Source organism: Desulfogranum marinum, from assembly GCF_016918565.1.
Lineage (GTDB): Bacteria > Desulfobacterota > Desulfobulbia > Desulfobulbales > Desulfobulbaceae > Desulfogranum > Desulfogranum marinum.
Genome location: NZ_JAFFQD010000066.1, coordinates 1 through 17,538, shown reverse-complemented (window position 1 = coordinate 17,538; position 17,538 = coordinate 1). Strand labels below are relative to the sequence as shown.

The window sequence follows — 17,538 nt, the reverse complement described above, 5'->3', positions numbered from 1 at the left end:
AAGCCTGCCTGGAGCAACGCCTTTACCCACTCTTGCTGATACTTGAGCAAGTCCGCCGGTTGCAAGCTCAAATATAGGGCGCTACCGACTGCCACTGCCGCAACGCCAGCAAGTACCAAGCTACCCAGTCGAGTTGTGTTCATTAGCTTCTCCTCTAAGTTTAAAGCCGGCTCAGATAGTTGGCCTTAACTAGTTTTTATATAGGTCTGCATAACAGCAGGTCTCCGTATTAGCGGAAACTCTTTTCATGCCCTTGACTTTATTATCTAGTTGTATGAGCTGTAATTTTACAGGGTATAAAACAGCATGACTTCATCCTCTCTTGTTTGATGTGTTACTAAAAGTGAGGGATTCTTTCAATATCAATGGGGAGGGGGATTTGTCAGGAAAATGTTCAATGCAGAAACAGTCGCTATCCAAGTACTCGCAAATACAACTACTCATACCAGAGAAAAGAGAGTAGAGGAAATCGTTAAGGAAGGACCAGATGGTGAAAATTGTTCGGTTTTTTATGTTATTTCTTGTGATGTTTCAGATGCTGATCTAATTATAGCATCTACATTATTACTAGTCCCTGAAGAATAAAGTAATTTTGCGATAGTATTTTTGTCAAAAGGTATTTTCTCTTCCTTGCAAGCATTATAAATCCTTGAAACAATCGCTATATCTCTTGCTATGAGCATTTGCGACGTAGTAAGAGGACTATTTTCTACCCCCCAAAGCATTTCATTGGTTGTAGGTTCAATGCCTAATCTTTTGAGAATGTTTGATTTTATTAATATGGTAAATGCTTTTCTTGCGTCTGTAGGAGTTATGTCATTTCCGATTTTATCTAAAATATTTTCGATTAACTTCTCTTTTGTTAATGTTTTATTCTGAACGATTTGCTCGAAAATTTTTATCAAATCTTCTTTTGGAAGGATTCGCCAATTCATTTTCCTGAGCATTGTCATATATGCATTGGCAAGATCAGGTTTTTGTTTATTGCTGCTAGATTTAGTTAGTTTTTGTTCTGTTTTTTTGGGTAGTTGCAACTGACACATCGTGCTTTTCTTTGACAGAATCACATTGTCTATTGATTCTATAAATGCCGAGAAGGAAGTGAATCCAAGTTGTTTTTCATCAAAAGCACTATCAATATTTAATATTTTGGCCTTCAAAGTAGAGAGATGGATATTATTTCCGAAACTGGAGAGTACTTTTACAGCGATATCAACTGCATCTTCATATGCTGACTGAACAGCAGCGTCACCCTTCTGTGTAACCGACTCAGTATATATAAACCTAGAGCATGATGTTTTTACTGTCTCACTGAGGGTCGAACGAGGACCAACTCCAATCACCCCTTTCCCCATTTCTCTAAGTCTGCGAAAAAGAGGGCTGAAGTCTGAATCGCCTGTTGCCAAAACAAACCATGATATATTTTTTAGGTTCCATGCATACTCGATAGCATCTACAGTCATTTGGATATCAGCCGAATTTTTGCCAGATACTGGATGGTAAGTATGGATCAATTCGAAGCCAAGACGATTTAGAGTAGCTTGGTAATTTACAATGCCGTTAGAAGTCCAATTGCCATACGCACGCCGGACGATAGGATGCCCAATTGTATTTATTTCATCCAATAATTGTTCAGGGCCACCCTCTCTTATCCATTTTGTCAGGTTTTCAACGTCTAAAAAAATGCCAATATTTTCTGATTCTACTTTCACAATTCTGTTATTTTAGGTAATTGAACGATCTGCTTTTTTGGCTACAGTACTCATATATTTTCTTTTTCAAGATTACTCCAACAACCCTTATATTCTTCTAGTTCATACCCTCCTTCCTGATACTTTTTAAACCCACAACCTATATCAATGCTCATTCTACTTGGAAGGTTATCCTGTCCCTTTTTCCTTGTAGCTTTTTTAAAAGCCACTTCTGTAGCTGTTTGTCTATATTGTTGAAAATCTTTGTATTTTGAATATTTGGCTGTACCCTTTGCTTTTATTTTTTCAAAGAGCTGGCTCAATGTCATTATGTAGTGTCCTAATGGGGTGATATGGTCGTATATACTAACAACCAAGTGGGAAGCCGTGGCTATCTCGTTTGCAGATATACTCTGCGAAAAACTTGATATTGATTCTGAGTACGACGAGATGTCGATCCCTTTTAATTCAACCTGCACTACAATTGGTTCATTTTGTTTTTTTATACATAAGAGATCATAACCGTCACCAAAATGATCTGAGACATCCCAACCTTTACTTGCTAGACAGTAGGAGACCATGCCTTTTTGCATAATCTGTAAGGCTTTTTTTCTGGTAGTTTCGACAGATTGATTGCTTTGTTGTAAATGAATCATGTTTTCTTTTTAGATTTGGGGCTTACGTTTTATATGCAGCAAGGCCTTTCGTGGTAAAAGTTATCCAAACACAGCGATCGGGACTCCTTTCCTTACCATTTACAGTACAATACCCACATTACATTGCAACCTTCTCCTCTCCCTATGATGGCCAGGCCAAGCCGCCCTTGAGCACTGAAAGTAGGGTAGTGCGCCATACCATAAAAACAATTTATAGCATTTTATAATAGTCCCGTATCTTCAGCGCCATTAGCTTACGGCGTTGTTTAAGAAAATCTTCATAGTCATCAATGTCCTTATCTTCCATCCCTGCAGGAATGCAGTGCATCGTAAAGTTATCTTGCAAGTCTTGTGTATCAACTATTCCACCATAAACGGAATTCCCGTCTTGGCACTGTTCCGCTAGTTCAGAAAAATATACGTTTGGTGCCCTATCCTTGATAGCTATATTGATTTCACTCTGCATCATTACATAATTAGCAATCTGGTTGTATTTGCCCCTGGTCAGCCCAAATCCTTTTAAGTAATTTCTTGGGAAAAGATGATGGACATCTCCCCTGTGAGTTATCAAGTCTCGAACAGTGATATCCTTAGACAAAAAGCCTTTATTGTTGCAGTACGCTTGGGACGCTAAGAACACCTTGAAAAAGGGGCTGCTTGCCACGGAAGTATGCATTTGCTGGGGCAACCCTGCCTCCCAGAAAGAATCAGACAGCTCAGCTTTTTCGACATCCATCAGGTATGGTTCAATGCCATTCTCATGAATCCTTCTAATGTCAAAATCAAAGGCTGATTCTGGGGAAGCTGAGTATCGTCCAGTTAGCATTGACATGACGAACCACCGGCGAACTAACGATTCAATTTTATCCTGTTCAACATTATTTTTACGTAAGACGAGATAGACAATATAGGCGAAGTTGATAACATTCTGAGAACGAATCATGGATGCTTCCACAAAGCCTGCGGATCGTAAGATCATTACAAACCGCTTGAAATTCGTCTCATTCATGAAGTTAAATATGCCCTTGTCGAGCGTTTTAAAGGAGTCCTCAGCTATACTCTCTTCATATTCCCTGGTTTTGAAATTTCGTCCGGATAGCAGTGCAACAAGATCCTCTAACCGACCACGCTTAAACTCTGAGGTGAAAGCTACCCGCAGCATGTCAGTGTATGAAGGGTCATATAAATCATCATTCTCATTTTTAAGCCAAGACATCTTCTGGAAGTATGGTGTCTTCGCAAAATCTTGGTCTAAATCAGCCAACTGCTGATAAAATTCAGGTGCTACCGCAAGGTGACAAAAGTAATCAATACATTTACGGAGTTTATTACCATTGTATAATTCATTGGCTGCTATTTTAGACATAGCAAAATCAGCCTGATTAAGAACTGCCCCTTGTGAGTTAATCCGAATAAATATTTCCGTAACTGTTTGAATATCAAGCTCTGAATTTAACTCTATGAGACCTATGTGATTATTTACAATCCCTCTTAACAATTCTATAGAGTTGTATATGTCATCCTGATCTGTACCTTCATTTTTAGCACAATATTCACCGACGAGACCAATCATCTTAACATCAGGAGATAGGACATCCGCAATGTTGGATATCCATGCCTTGTCTTTACGTATAGCAGGATTTGCAACCTCAAAACGACGATCTTGCGGGTGGAAGGCTATGGTGACTGTTACCCTTTTGTAATTTTTGTCTATGACCCGTTGGCCAAGTAGAGCAGCCATGAGCGCAGTTACCCTTTGCTGCCCATCAATAAGGACACGCTTTCCATCTGATGAACTACCATCTTTAAGTTTTACGGATGGATTGCGCCAAGCTATGAGATAACCTATAGGATACCCTGAATACAGAGAGTCGATAAGGTCACGAACCTTTGCTGCATTCCACACAAAAGGTCGCTGGATTTCTGGTATGGCTATTTCTCCTGAATTTATCCAGGTCAGTAAGGTTTGAATTGGATGTTGATTTACAGAATAGCGTTGGATAGTCATGGGTGTCCTTGAAGTTGATTCAGCTCAAATAGCTTGTGGCCATGATATTAGAAACCGGTACTTTGTCAGCCCACCAAGAACTAATGATTAATCCCTATTTTTTGAGCCGAATACTGCTGCCATATCGTGAGATTATTTTTAGTTGAAGGTCAGGGGGGGTAGCCACTTTGTGGTAACCTTGGATCTGGATAGTATAAAAAAATATAAAGTAGTGTATATCTTGTCAGACACCAAAGTCAAATCAGGCACACTAACTATTAGAAATTATTCACAACAACACCTGAATCACCCTTCATTATTTTTACTGTTTTGTTGCTTTCCTTCCACCATCGCACTACTGTGAGCAGCTGTTGAGATGGGTAGCCAATGGATGAAGAGATAAAGACTTTCTTGTTATATACAGGTGAGGCTACTTTAAACACTCAACCTATCTATATTATTACTACTATTTTATTTATACTACGTGGCGCTTTCACTGGTCACATACACAGCCTGAAAGGTAACGATGACAGATAAACAGAAATTGGAACAGCAGCTCTGGAATATAGCCAATACCCTGCGCGGTAAGATGGGTGCTGATGATTTCAGGGATTATATACTTGGCTTCATCTTTTACAAATACCTCTCCGAAGCAATGAACCTGTATGCCGATGAACTGCTCACACCTGATGGGCTTCAATATAGCGCCATTGATGAAGACTCTGATACTGGTAAGGAATACCTCGCCGCCATTAAAGAAGAGACTGTGGAAGAACTCGGATACTTCCTCAAACCTTCAGAACTGTTCTGTGAGATGGCCAAGCGGGGTAACGGTGATGGTAAGGCCAAGTTTATCCTCGATGATTTAAGCAAGGTACTGAACAGCATAGCCCAATCTACAATGGGTACAGAGAGTGAAGAAGATTTTGATCATCTGTTTGAAGATCTGGATCTCACCTCCAGCAAGCTCGGGAAATCTGAAACTGATAAAAACGAGCTGATAGTAAAGGTACTCACCCACCTGGATGCCATCGACTTTAAGCTACAGGATACTGAAAGTGATGTACTGGGTGACGCCTATGAATATCTCATCGGGCAGTTTGCTTCTGGTGCCGGTAAAAAGGCTGGAGAGTTCTATACCCCACAACAAGTGAGCATGATCCTCGCCAAGATTGTAACCACCGGTAAAACTCGACTGAAGAGTGTGTATGACCCCACCTGTGGCTCTGGATCTCTACTGTTGCGGGTGTCTAAAGAAGTTGATGATGTAGGTGGCTTTTATGGACAGGAGAGTAACCCAAGCACCTATAACCTGTGTCGAATGAATATGATTATGCACGGTGTCCATTACCGTAGATTCGACATAAAGAATGAAGATACCCTGGAGCGGCCCCAACACATTGAAGACCGTTTTGAGGCTGTAGTCGCCAATCCTCCCTTTTCTGCCAAGTGGTCAGCAAGTCCTCTGTTTATGAGTGATGACCGGTATTCTAACTATGGAAAGCTGGCACCAAAGTCCAAGGCTGATTTTGCTTTTGTCCAGCATATGGTTCATCAACTCGACGATAATGGCACAATGGCTGTAGTACTGCCCCACGGTGTCCTGTTCCGTGGTGCTGCTGAAGGACATATCCGTAAGTACCTGATTGCTGATCGCAACTACCTGGACGCTGTTATTGGGCTCCCTGCCAACATTTTTTATGGCACATCCATCCCTACCTGTATTCTGGTACTGAAGAAGCAACGTGAGAATGCTGATAACATACTTTTTATTGATGCCAGCCAGCACTTTGAGAAGGCGAAGAATCAGAACTATCTCCGACCTGAAGATATCGACAAGATTGTAGGCACGTACAGAGAGCGTACTACGCAGGATAAGTACTCGTATGTTGCTGCCTTGGATGATGTCAAAGAAAACGACTACAACCTGAATATTCCAAGATATGTGGATACCTTTGAGGAGGAAGAACCTGTTGATTTATCTGTGGTGTCTGCTGAACTCAAAGGTCTGGACAAGGATATACAGAAAACCGACGCCTCTATCGCTGACTACTGCGAACAACTGGGTATAGATACTCCTTTTTAGGGTGTGATGATGTTGATGAAGAAAGAAATGAAGAATGTCCCAGAGTTGCGGTTTTCAGGATTTACTGAAGATTGGATACAAACTGATCTAAAAAAAGTTTGCGATAAAATTCAGGATGGTAACTATGGCGGTGATTATCCCAAAGCAAATGAATTTTTAGAAAATGGAGTTCCATTTTTAACCTCGAAAGCTATTAATCCTGACGGCTCTCTTACAGAGGGGAAAGTAGATTACATTTCGCCTGAAAAACATAGCCAGTTAAAAAAAGCTCACTTGCAGCTAAATGATGTTTTATTTACAAATCGGGGGGCTAATGTTGGGGTAATCGGTTTTGTTGATTCTCGCGTCAGTAATGGAAATATAGGGCCCCAACTAACGTTACTCCGAAGTGACCATAAATCTATCACACCGTTATTCCTAAAAAATATAATGGTATCATTCTCTGTCGTTAAGCAAATAAGGTCGCAAGACAGTGGAAGTGCGATGAATTTTTTCGGTATTGGTGCTACCTCAAAATTCAAACTCATAATTCCCACTCTCCCAGAACAACAAAAAATAGCCTCCTTCCTCTCTGCTGTAGATAAAAAGATAGAGCAGCTTACCTGTAAAAAGGAACTACTGGAGCAGTACAAAAAAGGGGTGATCCAGAAGATATTCTCACAGGAGATCCGTTTTAAGGATGATAACGGGCAGAATTATCCTGATTGGGAAGAGAAGAAGTTAGGAGAGTTCGTAGATTTTATTAGAAATGGTATCAGTTTTGACCAAAATAACGAACGACAAGGTGTAAAAGTAACACGGATAGAAACTATATCTTCAAACAAAATTGATATAAATCGTGTTGGATATGTCAAAACCAGTAAAGACCTTTCAGCCTATAAATTACTAATAGGGGATTTACTTTTTAGCAATATAAACAGTGTAGCCCATATTGGCAAAGTTGTTAGGGTGGATTTAGATTACAACTTATACCACGGGATGAATTTGCTTAACATAAGGTTAAATCAAGATGTCGCCGATTCAACTTACTGTTTTTATGTCTTAAGCAGCAATAAATATAAAAATCATTTTGAAACGATATGTAATCGAGCTGTTAATCAAGCAAGCATAAATCAGACATCGTTAAAGAAAATAAATGTGCGATTACCAGTGGTTGAAGAGCAGCAAAAAATAGCCGACTTCCTGTCCTCAATTGATACCAAAATAAGCACAGTACAAACCCAACTTTCTGAAACCCAAAACTTCAAAAAAGGTCTCCTGCAGAAAATGTTCGTATGAGCACACAATCCGAAGCCAAACTGGAACAGGAACTTATCAGCCAACTCGCAGGGCTGGGGTACCAGCACACCCCAATCCACGATGAGGAGTCTCTCCTCGCCAACCTCAAAGGTCAGTTGGGAAAGTTCAACAACACCAGTTTTTCGGATAAAGAATTCGCAGCCATACAAAACCACCTCGCCAAGGGTAATGTCTTCCAAAAGTCTAAAACCCTGCGTGATCGCTTCCAGCTTAACAGGGATAACGGTGACAGCTTCTATGTCCGCTTTTTTAACAGTGAAGATGTTACGCAGAACCTGTACCAGGTCACCAATCAGGTAACAGTCAAGGGCGTCTATAAAAACCGCTATGATGTCACCCCTACTGGTCAATGGTATCCCACTGGTACAGGTAGAGCTTAAGCGCAGAGGCCTGGAACTCAAAGAAGCCTTCAATCAGATAAACCGCTACCAGCGACACTCCTTCTGGGTTAATACCGGCCTGTTCCAGTACGTACAGGTATTTGTCATCAGCAACGGCGTCAATACCAAGTACTACGCCAACAACAGGCGACAATCCTTTAAGCAGACCTTTTATTGGGCAGATACCCTTAATCGCAACATCACCGGCCTGAAAGACTTCACCGCCTCTTTCCTGGTCACCAAGCACTTGGGCAGAATGATAGCCAACTATGTGGTGGCCAACGAAACCCTGAAGATCCTGATGGTACTCCGCCCTTACCAGTACTATGCCACTGAAGCCATCATTGATGCTGTCAAAGGCAGCAAAGGTAACGGTTATATCTGGCACACCACCGGCAGCGGGAAAACGCTTACATCCTTCAAAGCCAGCCAGATAATTATGGATATGCCGGAGGTGCGTAAGGTTGTCTTTGTCGTGGATCGGAAAGACCTGGATTACCAAACAATGAAGGAGTTCAACAGCTTCAAAAAGGACAGTGTGGATGTCACCAACAACACACGATCATTGGTAAAGCAATTCGCTGATGATACCAAACTTATAGTCACCACCATCCAGAAGCTGAACAACGCGATTACCAAGGCGCGCTACACAAAAGATATCGCCCACCTGAAAGATGAAAAAATGGTCTTCATCTTTGATGAGTGCCATCGCAGCCAGTTTGGTAAGACGCACAAAGAGATAACAGATTTCTTTACCAACCTGCAACTCTTCGGCTTTACCGGTACCCCCATATTCGCCGACAACGCCCAGAAGAATGAGATGGGTAAAAGGACTACCAAGGATCTCTTTGGTGACTGCCTCCACAAATACGTCATTACCGATGCTATCCGTGACCAGAACGTACTTCCCTTCAGCATCGAATACCTGGGTAGGTATAGGAAGAAGGGGAACACAGAAATAGATATTGATGTTGAAGCCATAGACACCAGAGAGGTACTGGATTCGCCTGACCGGCTTGAAAAAATAGTTGATTATATTATTCAGCGGCATGACCAGAAGACCCACAATCGCGCATATTCCGCTCTGTTTGCTGTAAGCAGCATCCCAAGCCTTATTACCTACTATGATCTGTTTAAGGCCAAAATAGAGGCGAATTCAAACGATTTACGGATTGCTACCATCTTTACCTATGGTGCCAATGAAGAAGACCCTGATGCTAACGGCTTATTGCCCGCTGATGATTACGTAATGAGTGAGGCGGCAGAGCCGGTTGCTGAATATAGATCCAGCCATAGCCGTGATAAATTGGAAGAGTTTATTGGTGATTACAACCGAATGTATAACACCAGCTTCACCACCAAGGACAGCAAACAGTTTCAGAACTATTTCCAGGATGTATCTAAACGTTTTAAAGACAGAGAAAAGGAAGGCTACCCTGATAAAGACAGGCTGGATATCCTACTGGTTGTGGGGATGTTCCTTACCGGCTTTGACGCCAAGAAGGTCAATACGCTGTACGTAGATAAAAACCTCAAACACCACGGTTTAATTCAGGCCTTCTCCCGCACCAATCGCATTATCAGCGAGCAGAAGTCCCACGGTAACATCCTGTGCTTCAGGAACTTAAAACAAGCTACCGATGATGCCATAGCCCTCTTCTCCAATATCGAGGCCAAGGAAGAGATACTGCTGCCCCCGTATGAAGAGATAGTCCGTAAATTCAGTGAGGCATTCGCCAAGTTACTGATTATAGCGCCGACTGTAGGCAGCGTGAATGACCTTGCAAGTGAAGAAGATGAGCTGGCCTTTATACAGGCCTTTAGAGAACTGATGCGGGTTAAAAACGTCCTCACCTCCTTTACTGATTTCTCATGGTCAGACCTGCCAATGACCCAGCAGGCCTTTGAAGATTACAAGTCAAAGTACCTGGACCTCTACGATAAAGTTAAAGGGGATCATCAGAAGGAAAAAGATTCCATATTAAATGATGTCGATTTTGAGCTGGAACTTATCCACCGTGATGAAATCAACGTAGCCTACATTTTACGTCTGATAGCCAAACTACAGCAGGCTGACGAGAAAGATTTCTACAGGCAGAGAAAAGCAATTGTAGATCTGTTGGCGGGAGAAGTTAAGCTGCGTAGTAAGCGGGAGTTGATAGAGAAGTTTATAGATGAACACCTCCCCAAGATACATGATGCCGACAACATACCCGATGAGTTTGAAAGATTCTGGCAGGATGAAAAGGTACTGGCGCTGGGTAAAATCTGTAAAGAAGAGAACTTGGACCAGCAACAGTTCCAGGCACTAATAGACACGTACATCTTCAGCGAACAAGAGCCGTTAAGAAATGATGTGTTTAAGTGCCTCGCTAACAGACCCAGTGTTTTACAAGCCAAGATTATTGGTACTCGGATACTGGATAAAATGAAGAAGTTTGTACAGGTGTTTGTTGATCAGATGGTGGCTTGATAAATAATACTGCCCCTGCTACCTCTTGACACTTGTGTTCTGGATAATGTCAGGCAGGGAAAGTCTGGCCTACCCCCACTACCTTAATCCCCTTCCCATTTTTTGATAAGCCCAGTAGTACCTTCTCAAATAGGATACTGGCTCTGTACAACCGTCTTAATCTGCAGAGCAGCTGCTACCTTGTGGTAATTACAGATATTTTTGATTGTGCTTCTCGAAAGGGAGAGCTACTATTCTACGATTAGACTGTCGAGTAAGCTGATTCTTTATACAAAATAGATATGAGTTGGACTCTTCATGAAAGAGTCCAGCTTATGCTATGCTAATTCACATATGAAACGGATACAATGGAATTAGAATACGCAATCGTACATGACCTTCGAAAAGAGGTCGGTCTGGCACCAACCGTTAATCCTCGGCAGGCTCTTTTAGGCGAATCAGAGAGCTTGAGTAATTTATTCCAAAGTCTTCACGGACTGTATAAAAAAAAGGCGACCAAAGGATTCGGAAGGTTTGACACCGATACAGAGACGTTCAGGTTTAGCACTCATCTAAATAATTTTCTTGATGAAGGAACTGGACAATCATTCATAGATTTCACCCTAACCAGCTTAAACATCCTTAAAGATCGTATTTCAACAGAAAACTTGGCACGAGGTGGTTATGTCCTGTTTATTTCCTATAAGGAGGAAGAGGAAAGCTTTGTTTTTATTACTGTTTTGCGTCAAACAATTGGATGCGTAATTACCGATACTCTTGATATTGATGAAGCCAAACACCTGGAGATGGATAAGTTGCACACAGGTTGTCAGATTGACATTGCCAAGTGGCAGAATAATCCAACAGAACAATACATTACTTTTATTAAAGGCCGAGGCACAGAAACGACACCACAGTATTTTCTAAAAGCTATTGGATGTGATGAATTTGCTAACTCGGCCCATCAAACTCAAGAACTGATTCGTGCAGTAAGCGATTATGCTACCGCACAAAATTACAGTTCAGAGCAAAAGCAGGTATTGAGGCAGAAGGTTTATGACTACTGTGAAGGGCGTGATAATATAAAGTTAGATTCTTTAAGCCAAACTATATCTGACGAAGAGCCTCAAAAATTCCTGGAATTTCTAAACGAGGGCGACTACAAAGTCGGAAACGGTTTCGAGCCTCACAAGCAACACTTGACTAAATTGCGAGAAATTAAAGCCACTGGTGAGGGGATACAGCTGAAATTCCCAGCAGCCATGCTTGGAAATCGTATTACACTTGATGAACAAAGGAACAGGGTCATGATCAATGATCCACCAGAAAACATCTTGAAAGCCTTACGAGACGCTTCCTGACATGCCCCTTGCAGAACAAAAATACAATTGTCTGATCAACTTGTTTCAAGCATGTCAGTCGGTCAATTGGGAAGAAGGGGACCGGAATCCAAGTATCGAGTTGGACTTAACTTCCAGTCATGTAGGAGACATTGAAACCCTAATGGATTGCAGTACTGTTACTGCTTGTATCCTTGGAGGAAGAGATCAAGGCACTGCTACAGAAAATATCGAGAACCTCGTAGGCCAAACACTCTCATTAGAGATTCAGCTACCTCTCCCTAAAGATGATTTTGCAATTGTAAAAAATTTAGACGCACTTCTGATATACAAAAAATTCTTAACGAGAATACCACAACATCTCTATTTTATAGATGAAAATTCGTCCGATATCCCAGCCAGTTACGCTGACACAGTTGCGTTTTCAAACTTGCTTAAAATGATATCTGATCATCATGACACAGATGATGAACTACTAACTTGTCTGTTTTATGATGGTGTAAAAGTTGCTGTAACAGTAAGGTATTCCGCTTCTGACATTCAAGAGCTGACAGGAATTAATGAATTACGACAAACATTTGAAGCTCCAAGGTTAAAAGAACGCATAAGGATTTTACGGTCATCGGTCATCAAGTCTGCTCTTTCTTCTCCGTCAGAAAGTTCTAATTTTAAGCACTTGCTGGACAATTTTCATAAAATTATAACTATTTATGAGCAAGACTGGAATTTATATGTCTCTGACTTCTCACTTGATGAGATTCTTGACGAGCTTGAGGAGAAGATTCTCTCTATAACTGACAAGTTATCTGCTGCTTTATCTGACCTGCAGAAAACGATGATCGCCATTCCTTTAGCGATTATTTTTGCTGCACCACGTATTGATACCAATAACATCCAGACACTAACTAATGGTATTATTGTTGCCAGTGTTTGGATATTCGCACTATTCACTTGGACATTCTTTTCAAACCATAAAAGAACGCTTAAATTTATATTTGACGAGATAGATGGGCAGCAGGCATTCGTAGAAGAAAAACATACTGGTGTCGCTGATAAAGTTAAAGACAAGTATAAAGGGCTCCGTGAGCGTGGTCGATCTCAAAGGATTTATCGTAGAGTTACTGGCTCTTTGATGTGGCTCGCTGTCATAGCCATCACAGCACTTTTTTTCTTACCTCAACTTAAAATTCTTAAAGCCTATCTTACTGTCAAGTTCTTTAGCTGATTAAACAGCATCCTTCCTCAAGCTGTAACATCATAATACTACAATATTTTTTTATAATATCTGTAGGATTTCCCCGTATTTATTCGGGATTTTTCTGCTACGCTCTTGTCAGTGACTGTTGTGTCATAGACGAAAAAACACAGCCATTACAACCATACGCACCAAGTGTAACCTGCTGTAATTCCGTAAAAGACACGCTTCTTTTCTGCTTTAACGTAATTACAAGCGTTTAGTCGGAACAACGTAATTACAGATATATAGGTGACGAACGCACACACTGTTAAACACACAGCGTAATTCCGTAAATTTGTGTATGCTCGGCTGTAATTCACCAACGATTAACAGATTTAATTGTAAAAGTCTGTTCGCAGCGTTACAGCAAGTAAGTCACCCCAAAATCTTGGGGGTAAAAGCGGATAGTTGGGATGTTTTGACCAGTAGGATCTACGTAAAAAATTACAATACAAACTCTCTGGAAGTGATAAACAAGGATGAGCACGCCTGCTTCTGTGGGTAAGGTTAGCCACTCACAATGGTCTTCTAAAATTGGGTTCTGTCACCTTTTTTATCCCCACCTACTACAGCCTACTGATAACAATGGTACTATTATTTGACTACACCTCTCTGGTCAGCCCCAACCCTGTCGAACAATACTTCCACCTCACTTTATAAAAGATTTTCCTTTACCATCACTCTGAAAAAAACAGCTTGGCCTTGCACCTACTCGAAAGATTCCAGGTAGTGCAAAGTAACAAATCTGTACCATTTCACTGGAGGAAAAACCTCGCCTTGCTGGATCTTTCTGTGAAAATATAAATTTGAAATCGCATTACGCTGATGATACAACTTAAACAGCTGATATAGCAGGACAAGCCATATCCTTCGATGTAGCACATTCGGTTTAACAGGTAATTCGCACTATTAAATGTCCATTTTAGGGCACTTTTATCCCACCATTATTCCTTGTGGATACATATGGCACATGGGGTCACTGACGAAGTAACATGCACCTGAACGTTTTGACGATTCCTTTAATTTTCCGCCTTTTTACAGTCAGGTCATTATTTTGTAACAAATGGGCGTAAAAGACTGGCAGCTTGTATTTCAATGTGTCGGAAGCCTGTTACACACGCTATCTACTAAACAGACAAGACAGGAAAGCAGCACCAGGCTTGAAGAGGAATAATTGTGATAGAAAAGTTTGGCCCAATTAATATTTTTGAAGACGCTTCACATTTTTTAATTCGTATCCACGCTGACAACAGAGACAGGGCAAAAAAGATACCTGGAAGGAAGTGGGATGGTTTAAGGAAGCTATGGGTTTGTCCCAAAACAATGCCATCATACCAGGCGTTAATAAACGAATTCAAGCAGGACGCAGATACCTTCGCTATAGATAAGCCAGACCAGAAAGCCAATAACAAAGTTCCCCCTCGTCCGCAAACGCAAAATCAGTATTCGTCATCGTTCAATGGTGATTTTTATGATGAGGAATATGTTTCATCCTCTCGCCCTAATAACGGTGTAAATATTCAGCGTGAGATGAGTGCAATTCGTGGTTTAATTGAGGGGTTGAAATCACACGCATTTGGTCAGCAGAATTCACTGGAAGAAATCCAGCAGTCACAACAACGAAGCGAAGATATTCTTACCGAGAATCTTAAGCCTGCTAAAGTTGTTAAAACTCGGTCAGTGATTCCAAAGGAGTTGAAATTATCCCGAAAAAAAGACATCAGTTTGTTGGAAAATACTATTTTTGCAATAGCTTGTAACTTGGCAGGTAATGAAAGAGATTTCATGGATGTAATAGGGAGTGAAGGTTTATTAACGTTACCGCAGACCTTCATTACATCAACCCACGAACGTCTCAAAAAACATTTGGAAGAGTGTTTTTGTGACTCACAGCCTTTCCCTGGTTTTTACTATTTACTTAAGCACTTGAAAGACGAGGAGCTTATTTTCAACAGCAGAGATGATAACGTTCGAGTATTGGATTCACTGCACATGCTAAACAATCATAGGAATAAAATTGCGCATCCAGAAGCCGGTGTATCTGACGAAGAGAATTGGTCTCGGACTATTATATACACCCTCACCCTTGCTTTGATATGGCCTCGAATTTCAGTGTCAGAAAACGGTGACTAACAGTTAAATAGCTTGTTGCATAAAGGATAAAGATGATGAAGTTTTTGTTTCTGTTACCTGCTTTATTGATATTCTCGTATGGGTATTGTTTAGCTACACAGTGTGATGTTCAAAAAAATCAATGCAGCCAAGGTTGCCTAATATATCCGGTCACCTCCTACGAATATCAAAAATGCATGGACAAGTGTCAGCAAGAGTACTGGCAATGTACGAATTGAATTTCATCCCAAAGTAACATGCACTCCAGACCGGTCAAGCTAACCTTTGGTGTGAGAAAAGTGTGAGACTTTTTATCCAAAATGGACAAAATGATAAAAAATCTGATAAAATCGGCAAAACGTTTTTTGCTGTCATTTCAATGAACTACCAAAAAAGATGAGGTCGTGAAGTTCAGAGGATTATGACTACGAATCCGTAGGTCGGGAGTTCGAATCTTCCCTGGCGCGCCAGTAATCCCAAGGGGTTAAGTCATTTTGACTTAACCCCTTGTTTTGTTTCTGGGTACTTTTTGCCAAAATTTTGCCAAAACCCTTTTTCCCGCCTTATACCTTTACTTACTTTCAGTTAAGGAGATAGAGCTGATTAAGTTTATTTCCATCATTATTGGCAACCATGTTTTCGACATATTTTGCATAAACCTCCAGTACCATTTTAGATGTACTGTGCCCCATTACCTTAGCAATCCAAAGAGGGTTTTCACCTAGGCTTAATGCAGTTGTTGCAAAAGTGTGTCGAGTCTGAATCATTGGGCGATAAGGCACTTTTGCCTTCTCCAATGCCTTCCGCCAAACTCGTCCTCTAAGGTTATCACGATGGACCTGAGATCCTGATGAAGTACAAAATAAAAACTTACTCCCCTTAGATTCACTTATTCCCACCTGAACCTCCAGCAATTCAGCAGTTGAAGTTAATAAAGGGATCACCCTCTTGCTATAAGTATTCTTTGTTGTACCTATAACCGCCTTACCATTTTCATCTAAGGTCATGGCTCGACGAACTTTCAGCTGCTTCTTCTGAAGATCCACATCGCCGACCCTCAATGCAATTTGTTCTCCCTGGCGCACGCCGGTCCAAAATGCAAATTGGAAGTAAGGCTTCCAGTGGTCGGGGAGAGCTTCGATTATGCATTTTTGCTCATCAATAGAGAAAGGTTCGATCTTGTGGGTACTAGACTGCTCAGGTAGCTTCTTATAGCCAAAGAATGGGTTGTATCCAGCACCCCAGTTATATTTAACAGCCGCGTTCTTGCAGATCATCTTGAACGGGATAAGACTTTTATTAATGGTCTTGTTACTAACCGTCTTTTTTCTGAACTTCTGCCGTTTTGCCCATATTGTAAATTCATCCAGTGTAGCCGGATTGATTTGTGCAAAGTTGAGTTCCCCAAAGAATGGTACAATGTATAAACGCATTTGGCTTTTGTAACCAAGTAGTGTTCTTTCGCTTACCCTGCCTGTTGCCTTTAGCGTCTCGTACCATTCCGAAGCGTAATCCTTGATTAAAACTTCAGCAGGAGTACGGCTACGGCCAAGACACTTCCTTTCTAGGGTTGAGAAAAAGTCTATCTTTTTGCTTTTCGGGAAGACCTTCCTGAACTCAAACTGGTTATCCCTGATGGCCAGCATGATTTTGTCAAGCTGGTTGCGAACGTGCTTGGCATTTTCAGTGGTCCAAGGCAGGCCAGATGATTCTCGAACCCGGTGGCCGAGATACATAAAATCGATATATACCTTGCCGTTGGTTTTTCTTACTGACCCCTCTTTGTTATTGTTAATATTTGATGCTTTTCTTTGTACAGTTGCTGGTTTCTTTTGTTCGCCTAGCATAATTGTCATATCTATACTCCACTCATATCACCACCTCCCTGTTGCTAGCACTAACAGTATACCAGAGGTGGTGACGTCGTGAAAGTACTTGAAGTTAGATGTTTATCAAGTTTTTTTCCGGTACGGAATCTTGTTTTTTTTGTTCAGACGCTTGGCTTGTGCGAATATCCCGATTGGATTTTGATTTATGGCCTGATTGTCCCTTCTCAATCCATGATATAACTGCTGCTCGATCAAATAACAGCTTACCTCCGTTTGGACGGTAGAAGTGTACCCCCTCGATAAATACCCCCTTTGTGCGGTAATTGTATATGGTCTGAATAGCTAGTGTCTGTCCATAAATAGCAATTTTTTCAAAGGCGGCCGCAGCCAGTCGCATCAGCGAACACAATCGGTTCATAGGGCAAGCAAACTTTTGCTATCCTTTTCAGCTTGTCATTTGAAAATTCCT

At 41.2% G+C, this 17,538-nt stretch carries 9 protein-coding genes and 1 pseudogene; 6 read left to right on the top strand and 4 right to left on the bottom strand.

Annotation, left to right across the window (positions count from 1 at the left end; translation table 11 throughout):
• Positions 1-509: 509 nt before the first annotated feature.
• From JWH17_RS21590 to JWH17_RS21580, 3 genes are all read right to left on the bottom strand, one after another.
• The gene (locus tag JWH17_RS21590; RefSeq protein ID WP_205224776.1) at positions 510-1,712 is read right to left on the bottom strand and encodes an NYN domain-containing protein; all 1,203 of its coding nucleotides are present in this window, start codon (positions 1,710-1,712) and stop codon (positions 510-512) included.
• Between the two features lie 50 nt (positions 1,713-1,762).
• Positions 1,763-2,347 (bottom strand): hypothetical protein, encoded by a 585-nt coding sequence (locus JWH17_RS21585; protein ID WP_205224775.1) that lies wholly within the window; start codon positions 2,345-2,347, stop codon positions 1,763-1,765.
• A gap of 211 nt (positions 2,348-2,558) precedes the next feature.
• A complete protein-coding gene (locus JWH17_RS21580; RefSeq protein ID WP_205224774.1) occupies positions 2,559-4,355 on the bottom strand; it encodes a GmrSD restriction endonuclease domain-containing protein in 1,797 nt (598 codons plus the stop codon).
• A gap of 505 nt (positions 4,356-4,860) precedes the next feature.
• Here JWH17_RS21580 and JWH17_RS21575 point away from each other — a divergent pair.
• From JWH17_RS21575 to JWH17_RS21545, 6 genes and pseudogenes are all read left to right on the top strand, one after another.
• On the top strand, positions 4,861-6,420 hold the full coding sequence (locus JWH17_RS21575; RefSeq protein WP_205224773.1) for a type I restriction-modification system subunit M: 1,560 nt from the start codon (positions 4,861-4,863) through the stop codon (positions 6,418-6,420).
• 15 nt (positions 6,421-6,435) lie between these two features.
• Positions 6,436-7,698, top strand: a complete 1,263-nt coding sequence (locus JWH17_RS21570) for a restriction endonuclease subunit S (RefSeq protein ID WP_205224772.1) — start codon at positions 6,436-6,438, stop codon at positions 7,696-7,698.
• A pseudogene (locus JWH17_RS21560) lies at positions 7,695-10,572 on the top strand (type I restriction endonuclease subunit R). Before JWH17_RS21570 ends, JWH17_RS21560 begins: the two are co-directional and overlap by 4 nt.
• A 347-nt stretch (positions 10,573-10,919) precedes the next feature.
• Entirely contained in the window at positions 10,920-11,912 is a 993-nt protein-coding gene (locus tag JWH17_RS21555) for a nucleoid-associated protein (protein ID WP_205224769.1), read from the top strand.
• A gap of 1 nt (position 11,913) precedes the next feature.
• Positions 11,914-13,116, top strand: a complete 1,203-nt coding sequence (locus tag JWH17_RS21550) for a hypothetical protein (RefSeq protein WP_205224768.1) — start codon at positions 11,914-11,916, stop codon at positions 13,114-13,116.
• A 1,188-nt stretch (positions 13,117-14,304) separates the two neighbouring features.
• Positions 14,305-15,261, top strand: a complete 957-nt coding sequence (locus JWH17_RS21545; RefSeq protein WP_205224767.1) for a hypothetical protein — start codon at positions 14,305-14,307, stop codon at positions 15,259-15,261.
• Between the two features lie 560 nt (positions 15,262-15,821).
• Here the strand turns inward: JWH17_RS21545 and JWH17_RS21540 are convergent.
• Positions 15,822-17,096 (bottom strand): Arm DNA-binding domain-containing protein, encoded by a 1,275-nt coding sequence (locus JWH17_RS21540; RefSeq protein WP_205224766.1) that lies wholly within the window; start codon positions 17,094-17,096, stop codon positions 15,822-15,824.
• Positions 17,097-17,538 lie beyond the last annotated feature (442 nt).

What these genes read in the sequence shown, in the direction of transcription:
- JWH17_RS21555 (WP_205224769.1), top strand. Translation starts at nt 10,920, where the DNA reads ATGGAATTAGAATACGCAATCGTACATGACCTTCGAAAAGAGGTCGGT.
- JWH17_RS21585 (WP_205224775.1), bottom strand. Translation starts at nt 2,347, where the DNA reads ATGATTCATTTACAACAAAGCAATCAATCTGTCGAAACTACCAGAAAA.
- JWH17_RS21570 (WP_205224772.1), top strand. Translation starts at nt 6,436, where the DNA reads ATGAAGAAAGAAATGAAGAATGTCCCAGAGTTGCGGTTTTCAGGATTT.
- JWH17_RS21540 (WP_205224766.1), bottom strand. Translation starts at nt 17,096, where the DNA reads ATGACAATTATGCTAGGCGAACAAAAGAAACCAGCAACTGTACAAAGA.
- JWH17_RS21580 (WP_205224774.1), bottom strand. Translation starts at nt 4,355, where the DNA reads ATGACTATCCAACGCTATTCTGTAAATCAACATCCAATTCAAACCTTA.
- JWH17_RS21575 (WP_205224773.1), top strand. Translation starts at nt 4,861, where the DNA reads ATGACAGATAAACAGAAATTGGAACAGCAGCTCTGGAATATAGCCAAT.
- JWH17_RS21550 (WP_205224768.1), top strand. Translation starts at nt 11,914, where the DNA reads ATGCCCCTTGCAGAACAAAAATACAATTGTCTGATCAACTTGTTTCAA.